The sequence below is a fragment of the Nitrospirota bacterium genome, from assembly GCA_040757335.1.
In the GTDB taxonomy this organism is placed as follows: Bacteria; Nitrospirota; Nitrospiria; order 2-01-FULL-66-17; family 2-01-FULL-66-17; genus JBFLXB01.
The window spans coordinates 21659-37782 of record JBFLXB010000017.1; the positions used below are offsets into that span (position 1 = coordinate 21659).

Consider the following 16124-nt stretch of genomic DNA (forward strand, 5'->3'; position numbering starts at 1 on the left):
GCGGCATGCGCCGGAACAAGGGGGCGTGGCTCCAGTGGAAGACGGGCGGGGTAGTGATGGTCTTACTGTCGCTCGGCTGCGCGGGAGCCGAATCCCTCGCGGACCCCTCGGCCCGTGAAGCTCCCTCCGGACCCTCCGTTCATCGGATCCTCGGCGTTCCCTTTGTTCCGGGGGAGCCCGGGGCCTGCGGCCCCGCGGCGCTAGCGAGCGTGCTGGCTTTCGACGGCGATCCCGTGACCGTCGAGGAGATCCTCCGGACCGTCGGGGCCCCGTCCCTGGCGGGCGTGTTGCCGATGGACCTTGAGCGGTTCGCGGCCGGACGCCGCGCCGGGGTCCAGACGACGGCCGGATCACTGGCCTGGCTGCGTGAACGGGTCGCGAGCGATCATCCCGTTGTGGCGTTTCTCGACCTGGGAGTCGGTCCCGTGCGTCAAGGGCACTTTGTCGTGGTGGTGGGATACGACGACGAGGCCGAGCGGGTGGTCCTCTATTCCGGAAAGGACCCCGACGCGGCGATGTCCTACCGCCGCTTCACCGCCGCGTGGCGCCGAGCCGCCTTTTGGGCCCTCACGCTCGGAGGGCCGGCGGGCGACGACGGCAACCGGCTCTCCGCGTCATGAGCACGGGTTCCCGTGGATCTCTCGTACATCCCCCGGGTTGGCTGACTGCGCTGATCGTGGCGTGGGCCATCGCCGCGTGGGGCTGTTCCACGGTTCGGTCGGTCCATGTGGTCACGCTTCGCGATCCGCTGAGCCCCAACGAGCACGTCGCGCTGGGCGTGGCGTACGAGCGCGAGGGCAAGCAAGATCTGGCCAAGCAGGAATACGAGAACGCGTTGCGCGCGCAGCCCGATCACGCGCAGGCGTTGGTGAACCTCGGGAACCTTGCCGCGCAGCGGGGAGCGTTTGACGACGCGGAGGCCTGGTATCGGCGCGCGGTGCGCGTGGGGGGGAAAGAAGCGGCGCCGGGCGCCAACAACCTCGCGTGGCTGTACCTGACCCAGGACAAGCGGCTCGCCTCCGCGGAGTCGCTGGCGCGAAAGGCCATTGCGTGGGATCCCAAGCCCGAGTATGCCGACACGTTGGTCGACATCCTGATCAAGACCCGTAAACCCATCGAGGCCGGCCGGGCGATCGACGACGCCATCGCCCTGGCGGGCGACGATCCTCAACAGGCCGAGCAGGTTCGGACCATGTTCGCGGACGAGACGCAGGCGGTGGCCCATCTGGCGTTCGAACAGGGAAAAGCCAAGCTTGCGGCGGGAAAACCCGACGAGGCGGAACTCCTCCTTCGGGAGGCGATCCGACGGGACGGTGAACGGGCCACGGACTACCTGGTGCCCCTCGCCGAGGCGCTGTTGGCCTCGAATCGGCCGGACGACGCCGTGCGTATCATCGACCAGGGACAGTCGGCGGTGCCGCCGCTCGCCAATTTTTCCGAGAAGTCGCGGGTCCTCGCCCAAGCGGCGCACGCCCGAAGCAAGGTCCTGTTCCAGGACGGTCAGTTGGAGTCGGCCGAGGCGCTCGTGCGGGGCGCGCTTCGCTGGGATCCGTCTCGCGCCCCACACTACCTCGACACGTTGGCGCAGGTGCTGATCGCCCAGGACAAGCCGTATGAGGCGGGCAAAGTGATCGATGAAGCCGATTCGCTCGTCCCCGTCGGCGACGTGGAACTCCGCGCCCGTCTGTTTGACCGCAAAGCCGAGCTCTTCACCTCTCAGGGACTCACCGCCGAAGCCAAGGGTGCGGCGCAGCAGGCCGAGGCGATCCGGAAGGCCGCAACTCCGTGACGGCGGCCGTGGCCGCGCTGCGTCCCACCGTGGCTCACGTCGACCTTCGTGCGCTCCGCGACAATTTGAGGCAAGCCCGTCGCCTGGCGGGAGGACGCGAGATCATCGCGGTCGTGAAGGCCGACGCGTACGGTCATGGCGCGGTGCCGGTGGCTCGCGCGCTGGCCCAGGACGGAGTGGCCCGGTTCGGCGTCGCGCTGGTGGAAGAGGGCCGCGCGCTTCGCGATGCCGGGGTGCAAGGCGAAGTCATCGTCTTGGGCGGGTTCACGGCGGACCAAGCGCCCGAACTCACGGAGCTTGGACTGTCGGCGACCGTCTTTCACCTCGATCACGCCGCGGCGCTCGACGCGGCGGCCCGGCGCGCCGGACGCGTCGTGCCGATCCACCTCAAAATCGATACCGGGATGGGCCGCCTGGGCTTTGCAGTGGCGGAGGCGGTTCGAGCGCTGTCGCGCCTTGCGGAGTGTTCTGGGCTTCGCGTCGAAGGACTGATGACCCATTTCGCGGACGCGGACTTGGCGGACCCCGCGTACGCGCGAGAGCAGATCGCGCGATTTGACGCCGTCGCCGACGCGGCGCGGCGCGCCGGAGTGGGGGTGCCGATGCGGCATGCCGCAAACAGCGCGGCGTTGATCAAAGGCCCTGATGGCCTGGCCAATCCGACGAAGCACCCCAGTGACGGTCCCCTGTACGACGCGGTCCGCCCCGGAATCATGTTGTACGGGTGTCGGCCGGGACCCGACGTGGGCGGGGTGGAGTTGCGGCCGGTGCTCACGCTGGCGACCAGGGTGTTACTGCTCAAACGCGTGCCGGCGGACACGCCGATCAGCTATGGCCGCACGTTCGTGACGCGACGCGAGAGCCTCATCGCGGTGCTCCCCATTGGGTACGCCGACGGCTACCCCCGGGCGTTGTCCAATCGCGGATCGGTCCTGGTTCGCGGCCGACGAGCGCCGGTGGTGGGTCGGGTCTGTATGGACCTCACGATGATCGACGTGACCGACGTGCCGGGCGCAGCCGAGGGTGACGACGTGGTGCTGATCGGCGCGCAACGCGACGCGGCGCTTCCCGCGGAGGAGGTGGCTGATGCGGCCGGCACCATCGCCTACGAACTGTTGTGTGGGATCGGGCCGCGGGTGCCTCGTCGGTACGTGGACTTCGCGAACGCGGTGACGCCATGATCAGAGGCCTGGAGTGGCTCGGGCGGAGCACCATCGCGCTGCTCCGGGAGATGGGTGACCTGTCGATGCTGTTGTGGGGCGTGGTGCGGGGCGTCCTCGCGCGGCCGTTGGACGTGCGGTTACACGTCAGACAGATGGAAGAAGTCGGCACCAAGTCGATCCCGGTGGTGGTGATCACGGGCTTGTCGACCGGGATGGTGCTGGCGTTGCAAAGCTACAACGGGTTCCAACGCTTTCAGGCCGAGAGTCTGGTGGGGACGGTCGTGGCGCTCTCGATGACCCGCGAGTTGGGCCCCGTGCTGACCGGCCTCATGGTAGCGGGCCGAGCGGGCGCGGCGATGGCGGCGGAACTGGGCACCATGCGCGTGACCGAACAGATCGACGCGTTGGCCTCGATGGGCGTCAACCCGGTGAAGTACCTGGTTCTCCCGCGGTTTCTTGCGGGACTGATCATGCTCCCGATTCTGACGGTGTTTGCGGACATCATCGGCGTTGCGGGCGGCTACGGGGTTTCGGTGCTGCTGCTCGACGTCAACCCCACGGTGTACATGAAACGCACCTTCGATTATCTCGAGGTCGCCGACGTGTATGGGGGCCTTCTCAAGGCGGTGGTCTTCGGCGGGATCATCGCGTTGATCAGTTGTCAGCGAGGTTTCACCGCGAGCGGGGGGGCGGAGGGCGTGGGGCAGGCGACCACGGGTGCGGTCGTGGTGTCATGCGTGTTGATCTTGATCTCGGATTATTTCATGACGGCGTTGCTGTATTAACCGGTCACGCATCGCGTCGATGATCGACATCGAGGACCTGCACAAGCGCTTCAACAGCAAGGTGGTGCTGGCGGGACTGACCTTGACCATCGAGCACGGGGAAACCATGGTGGTGATCGGGGGAAGCGGGACCGGAAAAAGCGTATTGCTCAAACACGTGATCGGTCTGATGAAACCCGATCGGGGGCGGGTGCTGGTCGACGGCCAAGAAGTAGGGCAATTGGACGAAGCGCGCCTGACCGAGATCCGCAAGAAATTCGGCATGCTGTTTCAGGGGTCGGCGCTGTTCGATTCGCTCTCGGTGTGGGAGAACGTGGGGTTCTGGCTGGCCAGGCACTCCGCGCTGTCCGCCCGGCAGATCCGGGAGGTGGCGCGCGAGAAACTCGCCCTCGTGGGCCTCAAGGGCGTGGAAGATCTCATGCCGGCCGAGCTGTCCGGCGGGATGAAAAAGCGCGTGGGGCTCGCGCGCGCGATCGCCCACGACCCGGAGATCATGCTCTACGACGAGCCCACTACGGGGCTGGATCCCATCATGGCCGACGTGATCAACGAATTGATCATCCGCCTCAAGGAGCAGCTCAAAGTCACGTCGATCGCCATCACCCACGACATGACCAGCGCCTATAAGATCGCTGACCGCATCGCGATGTTGTACCAGGGGCGGATTCTGGAGGTCGGCACACCCGACGAAATCCGGGGGAGCGCCAACCCGGTCGTCCGGCAGTTCATCACCGGCAGCGCGGAGGGGCCCATTGCCGTCATGTAACGCGTCACCGGCGGGATGCCGGCTATGAAGGCCTTGAGCCTCGAAGCGCGCGTGGGCGCCGTGGTGGCGCTCGCGCTGGGGTTATTGTTGTGGAGCAGTTTTCAACTCAAGGATTTCGCCTTTCGGCCGGTCGAGGGCGTGCGGGTCTCGACGCTGTTTGATTCGGCCGCGGGGTTGGACAAGAACGCGCCGGTGAAGATGGCGGGCGTGCCGATCGGTGAGGTCGAGACCATGGCGCTGGAAGATTCCCGCGCCAAGGTCGTCATGCGCATCCGACCGGAGGTGAAAATTCCCAAAGGGAGCCGGGCGGTGGTCAAAGCCTCCGGGTTGTTGGGGGACAAATACATCGAAATCCTTCCGGGCCGCGAGCCGGGGACGCTGGAGGACGGCGCGCAGATTCCGCAGGAGGAGGGCACGGCTGATTTGGACGCGCTGATCAATCGCTTCGGCGCGATCGCCGACGACGTCAAGGCCGTGACCGCGTCGCTGCGCAACGTGTTGGCGAGCTCAGAGGGCGAACAGTCGCTCAAGGAGATCGTCGCTCATTTCAGGAACGTCGCGGAGAACCTCGATCACATCATGGCGGAGAACCGCGAGGGCATCAGGGAGACCGTGGCGCACGCGGAAGAATTCATGCGGTCGTTGCGGGAGGAGGGGCCCAAGCTCGTCGCGACCCTCAACCGGATCGCGGACCGCCTGGAGCGAGGGGACGGCACGCTCGGCAAGCTGCTCACCGACGAAGCGGTTTACCAAAAACTCGACGACGCGCTCGCCAATCTCAACACCGTGTCGAAGAATCTGGAAGAGGGCAAGGGCACGCTGGGCAAGTTGATCAACGACGACGAAGCATACGAAAAGCTCAACACCGCGCTCACCGGCCTGAGCGGCACGCTGAACAAGATCGACCAGATCCGCATCACCTTGGGCGGCGGTGCCGACGTGCAGACCGACACCGGGGATTACCGAGGCTACGTGAACGTGGCGCTCACGCCGCGCGAGAACAAGAGTTATTTCTTTGAAGTGGTGAACGACCCCCGCGGAAAAGTGCAAAAGACCGTCAACCTGTTCACCACTAACGGCGTCACTACGGAAGTCGAGCAAATCAGCTTTGAAACGAAGGTCAAGTTCTCGCTGGAATACTTCCGGCGGTTCGGCAACGTGGGCGTGTTCGGAGGCTTGATCGAGAACAGCTTCGGATTTGGTGCCGACTACTTCTTCGACGATCCGGGGCTGAAATTCAGCCTGCAGTTGTGGGACTTCAGCAGCGACGATCCGCTCAACGAGCGTGTCCGCGCCAAAGCCACCGCCCGATACACGTTCCTCGACTATCTCTATATCCAGGCGGGCTACGACAATCCCTTCAACCGGGAGCTCGACACCGGGTTCGTCGGAGTCGGGCTTGCGTTCGACGACGAGGACCTCAAGTACCTGATCGGCAGCGGGCTGGGGAGGGCGACGCTGGGAACTGGGAACTAGGTAATCGCCGGGGCACCGGGGCTCCCCCCGCGTGCGCGACATTTCCGGGGACCCGCTGAAGCCAACACTCAGCGAGTGTGCCCCCGCTCGAAGTTCCTCATCACCGACCCCCATTCCGATGACGCCCTTATCCGTGAGGCCTGATGCGTGAGCACCGCTGGGAAACGCAGGCATCCCTGAGGTTTGACGAGGTGGTCCGTCTGTGCCGCCGCTTGGAGGCGGCTAGACTGCCGATGCGTTCAGTGGATCGGCTCGGGGCGTGCTACTTCGAGGAGTTCTGGGTCGATCGTTTGGACGAGATCACGCGGCTCGATCCGTGGCCGATTGAAGAAATCACGCTCATCGAGTCGGATGAGACATGGTCCGGCGACTTCTTTGTTCTCGCCGGGCAACACCACGAGCGCTATCGCGAGCACGTCACGATGGAGGCCTACTTGTCGCTGAGCCATCCGTGGCGGATTCCGAGTCACGTACGCGTCGTGCTCCACGAACGCGAGGCCATGTGCTGGATCGGGTTTCGCGACACCCATGGGTTCATCCGCGTCCGCGTGGTCCCGACCGAAATTGTCACTCCCGGGGAAGGCGAGGTGGATGTGCGCCGAGACCAGTGGGTCAGCGAGCGCGCCGACGCGTTCGCCGTCGCGATCGAGGCGCTGGAGTTGCCGCTGTTCGTGGACTGGTCCGAGGGCTTGCCCATGGTGGGTTCGGCGGAGCCCGGATGCCGGATTGCGGGATCGTGGCCCGATGCGTTTGGGCCGTGCCAGTTCGAGTACGTGGTGCTGGATCGATACCAGCTGCTGGTCCCCGCCGCGCGACTGGTCGAACGACTCGGTCCGCGGCCTGCGGGGCTGCGCACGTTTCTTTCCGGCTGGTCCCATGAGGCGCTTGCCGCGTTTCACCAGCTCCAACCGGCGTCGAAGCTGCTCTACCGCGGCTTCGTCCACGCCCGATTGGCCGACCTTTCCGCAATCGCCGACGCGGTCGCGCCTCGCGGGCGGGCGCTGACAACCTTGTGCGAGTTTCGGACCCTTGAGCTCCTACCGCAAGCGCACGAGGCCTACGCCGTGGTTGGAGCCATCGGTGACCGCGAAGGATTCACTCTCGAGATTCGTTTGAACCGGAGACCGCTGCCGGCGAATCAGACCAGCGCCTGGCTCGAAGCGTTATTAGGCGTTCCGGTCGTGTATACGCCGCTGGGGTTGTACTGAGCCTGACCGCCGTTGCTTAGGCGGCGGGATGCGAGGAGAGCCAGCGCTTCAGCGTAAGGGGCGTTTGCGCGTCGGAAAACACGAATCGGACGCCGACTCCCTGTTGGGTGCGCCGGACCACGCGCGCCTCCGTGGTGAGGGGTTGTTCGTCCCCGCTGGAGAGCGCGAAGCTCAGCTCGAGAATGGCGCCCACTTCGTAGGTGGCCGAGGTCTCCAGGAAACATCCGGTGAGACTCAGATCCTGCATGCGGGCCGACCGCTCGCCGGCGGAAGTCCGCACCCGGACCGCGCGTTCAACCGTCACGCGGGACCCCCAACGATCGTCAGATGACGCCTGAGACGATGGTGCCGAGCGTCGCATACGACTTTCCTCTACGACTAGAACGTTCAACGGCCGCGAACATGCGGCCGCGGCGGTGCCGCCACCCACCCCAGCAGAGAGTATAGCCGGTTCGCCGATTGGGACCAGGATACGCAAGGCGTTCGTCACGACGCTTGCGGCGGGGGGACATTCGCGGCAACGGTGCGCCGCGGGGTGCGGTAAAAGTACAGACCGGCCACCAGGGCCAGGACCACCGCGCCGTGGACCCCGACATCGAACAGGTACTGGGTGAACCGGATCTCGTCGATGGTCTCGGCGAGCACCATTTCGGCGCCCACGGTGAGGATCTTCCGGACCGCCGCGATGATTCCGACGTGCAGGAACGGCTCGAGACTGATCTCGCCGGTCTTGAGGAAATTGACGATGGTACGAAACAACTCCAACAGAATGACCACCAACAGCAGGTCGTTCAATAAGACCAGGATGGCTTTGGGCACGTGTGTGGTCGCCATCTCGGCGAACTCCCACCACCCATAGACGAACACGGCCATCCCGAGCAACAAGAAACTGATTCCGACCGAGATATAGCCGTACGTTTCGAGGCGTTCCATGAATTCGATGGACGGAAACCGGGATGTCCCAGGTAGCATCGGCACCTCCAGTGATGGCGCAGACGGCTTACATCCGCGCCAGATAGGCGGCGATCAGTAAGATGACGATCGCGACCAGCACGATCGCGACCTGAACTCGCGCCGCGGCGGTTTCGCGGCGGGCGGTGCCGGCGGCCGGTCCGCGTCCCGCGCTGGGTCCGTACGGATCGAGGATGAAGTCGTGTACGACCGACAGGCCGATCATCACCAACACCAGGAACAGCTTCAGCATCAACACGCCGCCCCAGGCTGATTCGATCCGCGCGGAGCCGCCTTCGTTCAGGACGTTGAAGAAGCCGGTCACAATGAGCAACACCAGGCTCACCCAGGCGAGCGATTTGAACCGCCGACCGACGCGCCGCGCGAGGTCCACGCCTTCTGATGACGCGTCCCGCGCGAGCGGCCGGATCACCGCGGCCAGCATGAGGTGGCCACCGAGAAACGCGGCGAGCGCCGCCAGATGCACCCACATGACCAGGTACGCGGGCACGGCGGCGGACTATACCACGGCGGCGCTGACGAGTCAAAATACGCGGCATTTCTTGCGGGGCCTTCGCGGACTCTGGTACAGTGCCGCCGTGGGTTCCCGCCGCCGATGACGATCGACGTCGTGCTGACCATTGGCCCCTGGCTGCTGTTGTTGGGGGTGCTCCTCACCAAGCTCTCCCGTCGCCTCAATGTTCCCGCCCTGCTGTTCTTTGTGATCGTCGGCATGTTGGCCGGCTCGGAGGGGCTGGGAGGCATCGCCTTCGAAAACTACCAGATCACCCAGGACGTGGGGCTGGTTGCGCTCGCGCTGATCCTGTTCGCCGGCGGGCTGGATACCAGCCCGCGTGCGTTCAGTCTGGGCATCTGGCCCGCCGTCAGTCTCGCCACGCTGGGCGTGGTCTTGACCGCCCTGGTGTTGGGCGTGTTCGCGGCGTGGTGGTTGGGGTGGTCGCTCCTCGAAGGCCTCTTGTTGGGGAGTATCGTCGGGTCCACCGATGCCGCGGCCGTGTTTCTCGTCCTTCGCAATCAGAACACGAAGTTGGCTCGACCCCTGGAGTCGACGCTGGAGGTCGAGTCCGGCATCAACGATCCGATGGCCGTGTTCATGACCATTGTGCTGACCGAAGTGTTGATGATCGACAAGGGGCTTTCGGTCGGTGACATTCTCCTCCGGTTGGGCTATCAGGCCGTATCCGGCACGCTGATCGGCATCGGCTTCGGCATCGCCGCGGCCTGGGCGATCAACCGCGTTCGACTCGAATCGACGGGCCTGTATCCGGTCATGACGTTCGCGCTGGGGCTGGGAACGTATAGCTTCACGGACGCGGTGGGCGGCAGCGGGTTCGTCGCGGTCTATCTGGCCGGCTTGATGATCGGTCAACGGCTCACGGTGTCGCAACGCCTCATCCTGGATTTTCACGACGGCTTGGCGTGGTTGATGCAAATCGTCATGTTCGTCGCGCTGGGCCTTCTCTCGTTTCCCAGTCGACTGTGGGCCGTCGCGGACGACGGCCTCATGCTGTCGGCCGTGCTGATGGTGGTCGCGCGTCCCGTGGCCGTGTTTGTGTCGCTGCCGTTCTCTCGGTTTACCCTGCGGGAACGATTATTGATTTCGTGGGTCGGGCTGCGCGGCGCCGTGCCGATCATCTTGGCCACCTTTCCGGTGCTGGCCGGGCTGCCGAACAGCCTGCTGTTTTTCGACCTAATCTTCTTCGCAGTGGTCACCTCGGTGCTGCTCCAGGGAACCACGATATCGTGGGCCGCCAGAGTGTTGGGGTTACGCAGTCAACGGCGGCCCGAGCCGCGTCATCGCCTGCACATCACGTCGATCGAACAGACCGACCGTCGCATCATGGACTACTACCTAGACCACAAGAGCCGGTCTGTTGGCCAGTTGATCAGGGACCTCCCCTGGCCTCACGAGACGTTCGTCGCCATGATCGTGCGCGGGGGGCACGTGCTTGCCCCCAGGGGTCAAACCCGGCTTGAAATCGGCGACCATCTTTTCGTCCTCTGCCGCAAGCGCGACCAACCCGAAATCACCCGGCTCTTTGAGGAGGGAATGGGTTCTGCTGCGGCCCCGACCGCGGAGCGCCCCGCACCGGAAACTGATCCGGGAATCGGGCGCGATTGATCGTGGTCTCGCGGCGGACGTACAATGCAGCCGGGTATGATCAACGGACAAAAACGACTTCCCGAGCCTCCTTCCGCGCCCGGGGTCTACGTCATGCGCGGGGCGGCAGGAAAAATCCTCTACGTCGGCAAGGCCAAATCCCTGCCGGATCGCGTCCGATCCTACTTTCAGCCGAGCTCCCGCCTTCCCCCTAAAACCGCGGCGCTGGTGTCCCAGGTGCAGGACATCGAGTACTTCGTCACCGGGTCCGAGCTGGAAGCGCTCATTCTTGAAAACAACCTGATCAAGAAACACCGTCCCCGATACAACATCGTTCTGCGCGATGATAAACACTATCCGTTCATCCGACTGGCCATGGAGGACCCGTATCCGCGGCCCGAGATCGTCCGCCGCGTGGCGCGAGACGGCGCGCGATACTTCGGGCCCTACGTGCCCACCAACGCGCTGCGCGAGACGTTGCGAGTCCTGCGGTACCTCTTTCCGCTGCCGAACTGCTCGATCACGATCGACGGTACCGCCGAGCGCGCCTGCATCGAGTACGAGATCGGCCGGTGCCTGGCGCCGTGTACCGGCCAACAAACCCGGTCGGACTATCGGGAGATGATCGATCAGGTCCGGTTGTTCCTGGAAGGACGCGATCGCGAATTGGTCCGGGTATTGGAGTCCCGGATGAGCGAGGCCTCGGAGGCGCTGCGGTTCGAAGAGGCCGCCAGGCTGCGAGACCAGATCGCGCGGATCGACACGGTATTGGAGCGACAGCGCATCACGTCCACGCGGCTGGAGGATCAGGACGTGGTGGCGCTCGTGCGCGAGGGAGACGCCGCCGACGTGCAGGTGCTGTTCGTCCGCGGCGGGATGCTGATCGGGCGAAAAGACTTCTACTTCGAGCGGGCCGAGCCTGACGCCGCGGCGTTGCTCACCGCGGTCTTGCAGCAGTTTTACGACCGCGAGACCGTCGTGCCCCCGGAAATCGTGTTGCCGGTCGATCTCCCCGACGAAGGCGTGCTCGCCTCGTGGCTCACGGCGCGACGAGGCACGAGCGTTCGACTGACCACGCCGTCCCGCGGACCGGACGCCGCGCTCCTCGCGTTGGCGCGGGAGAACGCGGAAGCCGCAATGGCCGATCACCGACGGCGGGAGCGCGCGGGCGAGGCCGAAGCCCGGGAGCTCCAGCGCGTGCTGGCGCTCCCCCGCTGCCCGCGACGGATCGAAGCGTTCGACATTTCGAACTTTCAGGGCGACCAAGCGGTGGGGTCAATGGTGGTGTGGGAAGGCGGAAAGATGAAAAAATCGGACTACCGCAAGTTCGAAATCAAGACGATCCAGGGAGCGAACGACTTCGGCATGCTCTACGAGGTAGTGAGCCGACACTACGCCAGGGTGCAGGACAAGGGCGGCCCGTGGCCCGACCTGATCGTGATCGACGGGGGCCGCGGGCAACTGAACGCCGCGATCGATGCGTTGCGGGCGCTCGACATCCCGGTCGGGAACGAGGGCCCCGCGGCGATCGGCCTGGCGAAGGAACGCGGGGACAAGGGGGAACGGATCTTCCGGCCGGGCGAGGCCGACCCCGTCACGCTCGATCCCGGGGCCGCGTCCACTCGGCTGCTCCAACGAATTCGGGACGAAGCGCACCGCTTTGCCATCACCTATCATCGCGCGGTGCGCCACCGGCGCCTGGCCCAGTCGCGACTGGATGCCGTGGTAGGGATCGGGCCCGCGAGAAAACGGGCATTGCTCGCGAGGTTCGGGAGCGTGGAACGACTCGCCGACGCCACGGAAGAGGAGGTCAGCGCCGTTCCCGGAATTCCGCAGGCTTTGGCGCGTCTGGTCTTACACGCGCTCCGGGAGTCCGACCCCCGGCGCGGCTAAGAGCGCATCCTGGTGTGCGGGGCGCTGAGCCTGGCTAGGAACGCGTCAGATGCCAGGCGCCGCGAGCACCGGACCTGTAGGGGCGTATTGCAATACGCCCCTACCACGACGTGAGCACCGGCTGCGCAGCGGCAACGCCGCAGATGACCGTTCATCGCCAGGCTCTTACGAGCGGTGGGCGCGGGGAGCCTGAGGAACGGGCGGCCCCAGCCGCTGCTCGAAGTAGGCGTCGCGCTCCCTGACCTGCGAGAAGATCTGGATCATCTTGTCCTTCTGCAGGATTTTTTGAAGCACGGCGCGCAGGATGTCCTCCTGCTCTCGAACCAGCGCCACGTTCTCGGGCCGAGTGATGTCGAAGTAGGTCATGTCCCCGTGTGTGATGCGCGCTTTCAGATCAATCAACGCGATCACGGTGCGCGTGATGGTCTCGCGCTCTTCCGGCGTGTTTCCCAGAAAATCGGCGACGCGGTCGGTCATGCCGCGGCTGATTCGGCCACGGAGGGGCTTGAACAACACTTCGAGCGCGATCGCGAAGTAAATCAGGCGCGAGTCCAGATTCTCGCTGCGGTATCCCAAATCGAAGAAGCGCAGCGCGTTGAAGATGCGCCGGTGGTGATACTCGCGTTTGAGCAACTCCAGGAGCTTGGCGTAGTAGTACACGATGGTCGGGATGTCGTCATCGGTGAAGACGGGTAGGTCGTCGGTCCGCCGCAGTGCAAATCCTTGCATCCGGTAGTCCACGAAGTCGAAGGGCATCCCGAGCTCGAGGGTGGCCGGAACGTGGAAGATCGTCCGCAGCCCCGCGTTGGTGGGCTTGATGATTCGCAGCACGATCAGCAGCGTGATCGCCGGATCCTCCAGGTTGTAGACCATTTCCCGCGAGGTTTTGAAGGGATCGATGGGCCATGCGATTTTGAGGCAGTAGTTGCCTTGGACCTCGCGAAGCAACAGGTCGCCGTAGCGCCGGCGAAAGGTGCCGTGGTCGAACTCCCGATAGGCCTCGGCCAGTGACGACGGAAAATGCGCGAGCCCGAAGCCCTGGCCGAGTTCGTACTCTTTCGCCCAGTTGTGTTTGAGCGCGACGAGCGGGATGTAAAACGTGTCGGCCATATGGGGCGCTATGCGCCTGAGGGATACGCCCCCGACACTGTACCAGAAACCCGGGCCGAAACTCAAAGCCGCCTCGACACGGGCCATGGCCTCGTTTACAGATCGTGAATCGTGGGCGGGAGAGCGGGATCGATCCATCGGGCGGGAGGCAGCAACCCGCGCGGGCCGACGGTCACCTGCTAGATGAGCCGGAATCGGGGTGACGCGGGAACCCGCAGGCGGGCCACGACCTGCCCCAGAAAGATCGCGCCAATGTCGTACGGCGATCGGCCGTAGCGCAGTCGTGCCTTCCTCAGGAGGTCCAAATAGTTGCGGCCGCGTTCGCGACGGCGCCGCTCAATCACGCGGCCGATGGCCCGCACGGCTCCGGACCGATAGTCCATGTGCAGCACTTCGCGTTCCACCGGCCCGTTTGGCCTGTCGGTTGACACGTTCTTATTATAAATGAGACCTCCGGGGCTGCGAAAGCCCCTGCGGCCGAGGTCCGCCGGCTGTGGTATGATCGCCGGAGCCGACGAGGCGTTGATGGACTTCAAAGACTACTATAAAGTGCTGGGCGTTGATCGCGGAGCCTCCCCGGACGCGATCAAGGCGGCGTATCGCAAGCTGGCTCGAAAATACCACCCGGATATGAATCCGGGCGATAAGAAGGCCGAGGAGCGCTTCAAGGAGGTCAACGAAGCCAACGAAGTGCTGGGAGATCCGGAAAAGCGGAAAAAGTACGATGAGCTGGGCTCGAACTGGGAACAGATTCTTCGCGAGCAAGAGTTTGCCCGCCAGCATGGTCCCTCGGGGTTTCGTGGCTTCGAAGGGTTTGGAGAGGCCGAGGCCGGCGGGGATTTCAGTGACTTCTTCCGGGCGTTTTTCGGCGGCCGTCCGTTCGAGCGGGAAGGATTCGGTCGGGAACGCGGCGCGGCCAAGCAAGGGGAGGATACGCAGACCGATTTTCCGCTCACGCTGGAGGAGCTGGTGGCGGGTGGTAAACGCAGCGTGCGGCTCTCGGTGGGCGAGCTGTGCGCCACGTGCGGCGGGGCGGGGCACGTCACCAGCGCGGCCTCGGGGGCCGGACGCCGGCGCACGATCGCCACGGTCTGCCCGACGTGTCGCGGTGAAGGACAGGTCACGCGATCTCAAACCATCGAGGTGACGATTCCCAAAGGCCTCAAGGACGGCTCCCAGATCCGTCTGGCAGGGCTGGGTGGCCGAGGCGTCCAAGGCGGGAGGCCCGGCGATCTGTATTTGCGCGTGCGTCTGCAACCGCACCGGATCTTCCGAGCCGAGGGGTACGATCTGTCCGGTGGACTTCCGGTCTGGGACGACGAAGCCGTGTTGGGCGCTGAGATTCCGGTGCCGACCCCGACCGGCAGCGTGGTCCTTCGCGTGCCGGCCAATTCACAAAACGGGCGTAAACTCCGTCTCAAGGGGAAAGGCCTCCCAAAACCATCCGGGGAAGGCGCCGGGGATCTGTATTGGGAAATCCAGGTCGTCACGCCCGACGATGCGGCGCCCAAAGAGCGGGACCTCTATGACGCGTTGCGACGGTTGCGGGTGGAGCGCGGTGAACGCGACCGCATCCGCCGTCACCTCAAGTAGCCGCGCGTGACGGTCGCGGTTGCGCTGGTCTTGCTCGTCGCGCACGCCCTCCACCTTTTAATACACTACCGCCGCTGCGCCGACGGGTACGTTCGGGTCGGCCCCACGTCTCCCACCGGAAGACCAGCCGTGTCGGTCATCATCCCGGCTCGCAATGAAGCCCGAGGCTTGGGCGCGACGATCGAGTCATTGCTCCTCCAGCAAGGGGTTGATCTCGAGGTGCTGATCGTTGACGATCACTCGGTCGACGAAACCGCGGCCATTGCGCGGCGCTACGCGACCACAGATCCCCGGATACGGGTTCTTGACGCGCCGACGCTGCCTGACGGCTGGTGCGGCAAGCCGCACGCCCAGGCCCACGGAGCGGCCCAGGCCAGGCACTCGTTGCTGCTCTTTGCCGACGCCGACGTCCGCTTCGCGCCAGCGGCCGTGGCGTCGGCCGTGGCCGCGCTGGAGCACCGTGGGCTCGACCTGATCACACTGCTTCCGGCGGCGGAGTTGCAGAGCTTCTGGGAGCGCGCGGTGCAGCCGGTCATGGCCTCGATCATCTTCTACAGCGTGAGTTTTGCGAAGGTCAACGATCCCACCGACCCTCAGAGCGTGGGCGTTGGCGCGTTCTTGCTGGTGCGCCGTTCGACCTACGACGCGGCGGGCGGGCACGCGGCGATTCGCGATCGGATCGTTGACGATTACGCGCTCGCCCAGAGCATCAAACGCGCGGGCGGCCGCCTCTGGCTCGCCGATGGTCGAGACCTCATTTCCATCCGCATGTACCATTCGTTGCGCGAGATCTGGCGCGGGTGGTCGAAGAACCTGTACGAAGGGTTGCGGCTGCCCGTCTGGGTTCCTATCGGGAAGCGGGATCACTATTTGTTGCAAGACCGTCCCCTCGTTGTGCTCGCACTCTTGTTGGGCTACCTCGTGACGACTTTTGTCCTGCCCGTGATCGTTCCATTCTGGGTGACGATCAAGAACGCCAATCCCGTCATGATCGCAGCGGCCTGGGGGCTTTTCACGGCTTTCCTGACGGGATGGGCCTTGCTGTGTCATCGGGTTGGGATCGGACGCGGGTGGGCGCTCGCCATCCCGGTCGGCGCCCTGGTCGTAGCAGGGATCGCCATCAACAGCACGTGGCACGCGCGCGCCCGCGGCGGTCTCGTGTGGCGGGGCCGACAGTACCGCGTCTCGCCATAAAGTCTCCGGGGAAGTCCCCCGCCGGCCAGTCCATCGACGGCTCGTCACCTTGCGGCCGTGTAGGCGCTTCCGTA

General features: G+C 65.0%; 16 protein-coding genes. 11 read left to right on the forward strand and 5 right to left on the reverse strand.

All coding sequences use genetic code 11. The annotated features are described in order from the left end of the window. Positions 1–5: 5 nt before the first annotated feature. The 7 genes from AB1451_10230 to AB1451_10260 all read left to right on the forward strand — a co-directional run bounded on the left by AB1451_10230 (position 6) and on the right by AB1451_10260 (position 7187). Positions 6–620 carry a C39 family peptidase gene (locus AB1451_10230; GenBank protein MEW6683280.1) on the forward strand — a complete coding sequence of 205 codons (615 nt, stop codon included), beginning with the start codon at positions 6–8 and terminating at the stop codon, positions 618–620. After that, on the forward strand, positions 617–1789 hold the full coding sequence (locus tag AB1451_10235) for a tetratricopeptide repeat protein (protein MEW6683281.1): 1173 nt from the start codon (positions 617–619) through the stop codon (positions 1787–1789). The genes AB1451_10230 and AB1451_10235 overlap by 4 nt, the downstream gene beginning before the upstream one ends. Next, positions 1786–2970: an alanine racemase gene (gene alr / locus AB1451_10240; GenBank protein MEW6683282.1), complete on the forward strand. Its 1185-nt coding sequence runs from the start codon at positions 1786–1788 to the stop codon at positions 2968–2970. The genes AB1451_10235 and alr overlap by 4 nt, the downstream gene beginning before the upstream one ends. Next, positions 2967–3737: an ABC transporter permease gene (locus AB1451_10245; protein MEW6683283.1), complete on the forward strand. Its 771-nt coding sequence runs from the start codon at positions 2967–2969 to the stop codon at positions 3735–3737. The genes alr and AB1451_10245 overlap by 4 nt, the downstream gene beginning before the upstream one ends. Before the next feature lie 19 nt (positions 3738–3756). After that, positions 3757–4503, forward strand: coding sequence for an ABC transporter ATP-binding protein (locus AB1451_10250; protein ID MEW6683284.1), 747 nt, complete (start codon positions 3757–3759; stop codon positions 4501–4503). Between the two features lie 24 nt (positions 4504–4527). Then, positions 4528–5979, forward strand: coding sequence for an MlaD family protein (locus tag AB1451_10255; GenBank protein ID MEW6683285.1), 1452 nt, complete (start codon positions 4528–4530; stop codon positions 5977–5979). A 143-nt stretch (positions 5980–6122) separates the two neighbouring features. Next, positions 6123–7187 carry a hypothetical protein gene (locus AB1451_10260; protein MEW6683286.1) on the forward strand — a complete coding sequence of 355 codons (1065 nt, stop codon included), beginning with the start codon at positions 6123–6125 and terminating at the stop codon, positions 7185–7187. 16 nt (positions 7188–7203) lie between these two features. On the opposite strand, the gene AB1451_10265 is transcribed toward AB1451_10260, so the two are convergent. From AB1451_10265 to AB1451_10275, 3 genes are all read right to left on the reverse strand, one after another. Next, on the reverse strand, positions 7204–7491 hold the full coding sequence (locus AB1451_10265) for a PilZ domain-containing protein (GenBank protein MEW6683287.1): 288 nt from the start codon (positions 7489–7491) through the stop codon (positions 7204–7206). A gap of 182 nt (positions 7492–7673) precedes the next feature. Further along, positions 7674–8159 carry a phosphate-starvation-inducible PsiE family protein gene (locus AB1451_10270; GenBank protein MEW6683288.1) on the reverse strand — a complete coding sequence of 162 codons (486 nt, stop codon included), beginning with the start codon at positions 8157–8159 and terminating at the stop codon, positions 7674–7676. 28 nt (positions 8160–8187) lie between these two features. Further along, positions 8188–8583: a CopD family protein gene (locus tag AB1451_10275; GenBank protein ID MEW6683289.1), complete on the reverse strand. Its 396-nt coding sequence runs from the start codon at positions 8581–8583 to the stop codon at positions 8188–8190. Positions 8584–8754: 171 nt separating this feature from the next. Here AB1451_10275 and AB1451_10280 point away from each other — a divergent pair, with 171 nt between their 5' ends. Continuing rightward, positions 8755–10281 carry a potassium/proton antiporter gene (locus AB1451_10280; protein ID MEW6683290.1) on the forward strand — a complete coding sequence of 509 codons (1527 nt, stop codon included), beginning with the start codon at positions 8755–8757 and terminating at the stop codon, positions 10279–10281. 36 nt (positions 10282–10317) lie between these two features. Then, positions 10318–12153, forward strand: coding sequence for an excinuclease ABC subunit UvrC (uvrC, locus tag AB1451_10285; protein MEW6683291.1), 1836 nt, complete (start codon positions 10318–10320; stop codon positions 12151–12153). Positions 12154–12318: 165 nt separating this feature from the next. On the opposite strand, the gene AB1451_10290 is transcribed toward uvrC, so the two are convergent. Continuing rightward, complete coding sequence (locus tag AB1451_10290; protein ID MEW6683292.1) at positions 12319–13263, reverse strand: hypothetical protein; 945 nt, start codon at positions 13261–13263, stop codon at positions 12319–12321. A gap of 179 nt (positions 13264–13442) precedes the next feature. Continuing rightward, positions 13443–13694, reverse strand: coding sequence for a hypothetical protein (locus AB1451_10295; GenBank protein MEW6683293.1), 252 nt, complete (start codon positions 13692–13694; stop codon positions 13443–13445). Between the two features lie 67 nt (positions 13695–13761). Between AB1451_10295 and AB1451_10300 the strand changes: the two genes are divergently transcribed. Next, the gene (locus AB1451_10300; GenBank protein ID MEW6683294.1) at positions 13762–14856 is read left to right on the forward strand and encodes a J domain-containing protein; all 1095 of its coding nucleotides are present in this window, start codon (positions 13762–13764) and stop codon (positions 14854–14856) included. 6 nt (positions 14857–14862) lie between these two features. Beyond that, positions 14863–16050, forward strand: coding sequence for a glycosyltransferase (locus AB1451_10305; protein ID MEW6683295.1), 1188 nt, complete (start codon positions 14863–14865; stop codon positions 16048–16050). Positions 16051–16124 lie beyond the last annotated feature (74 nt).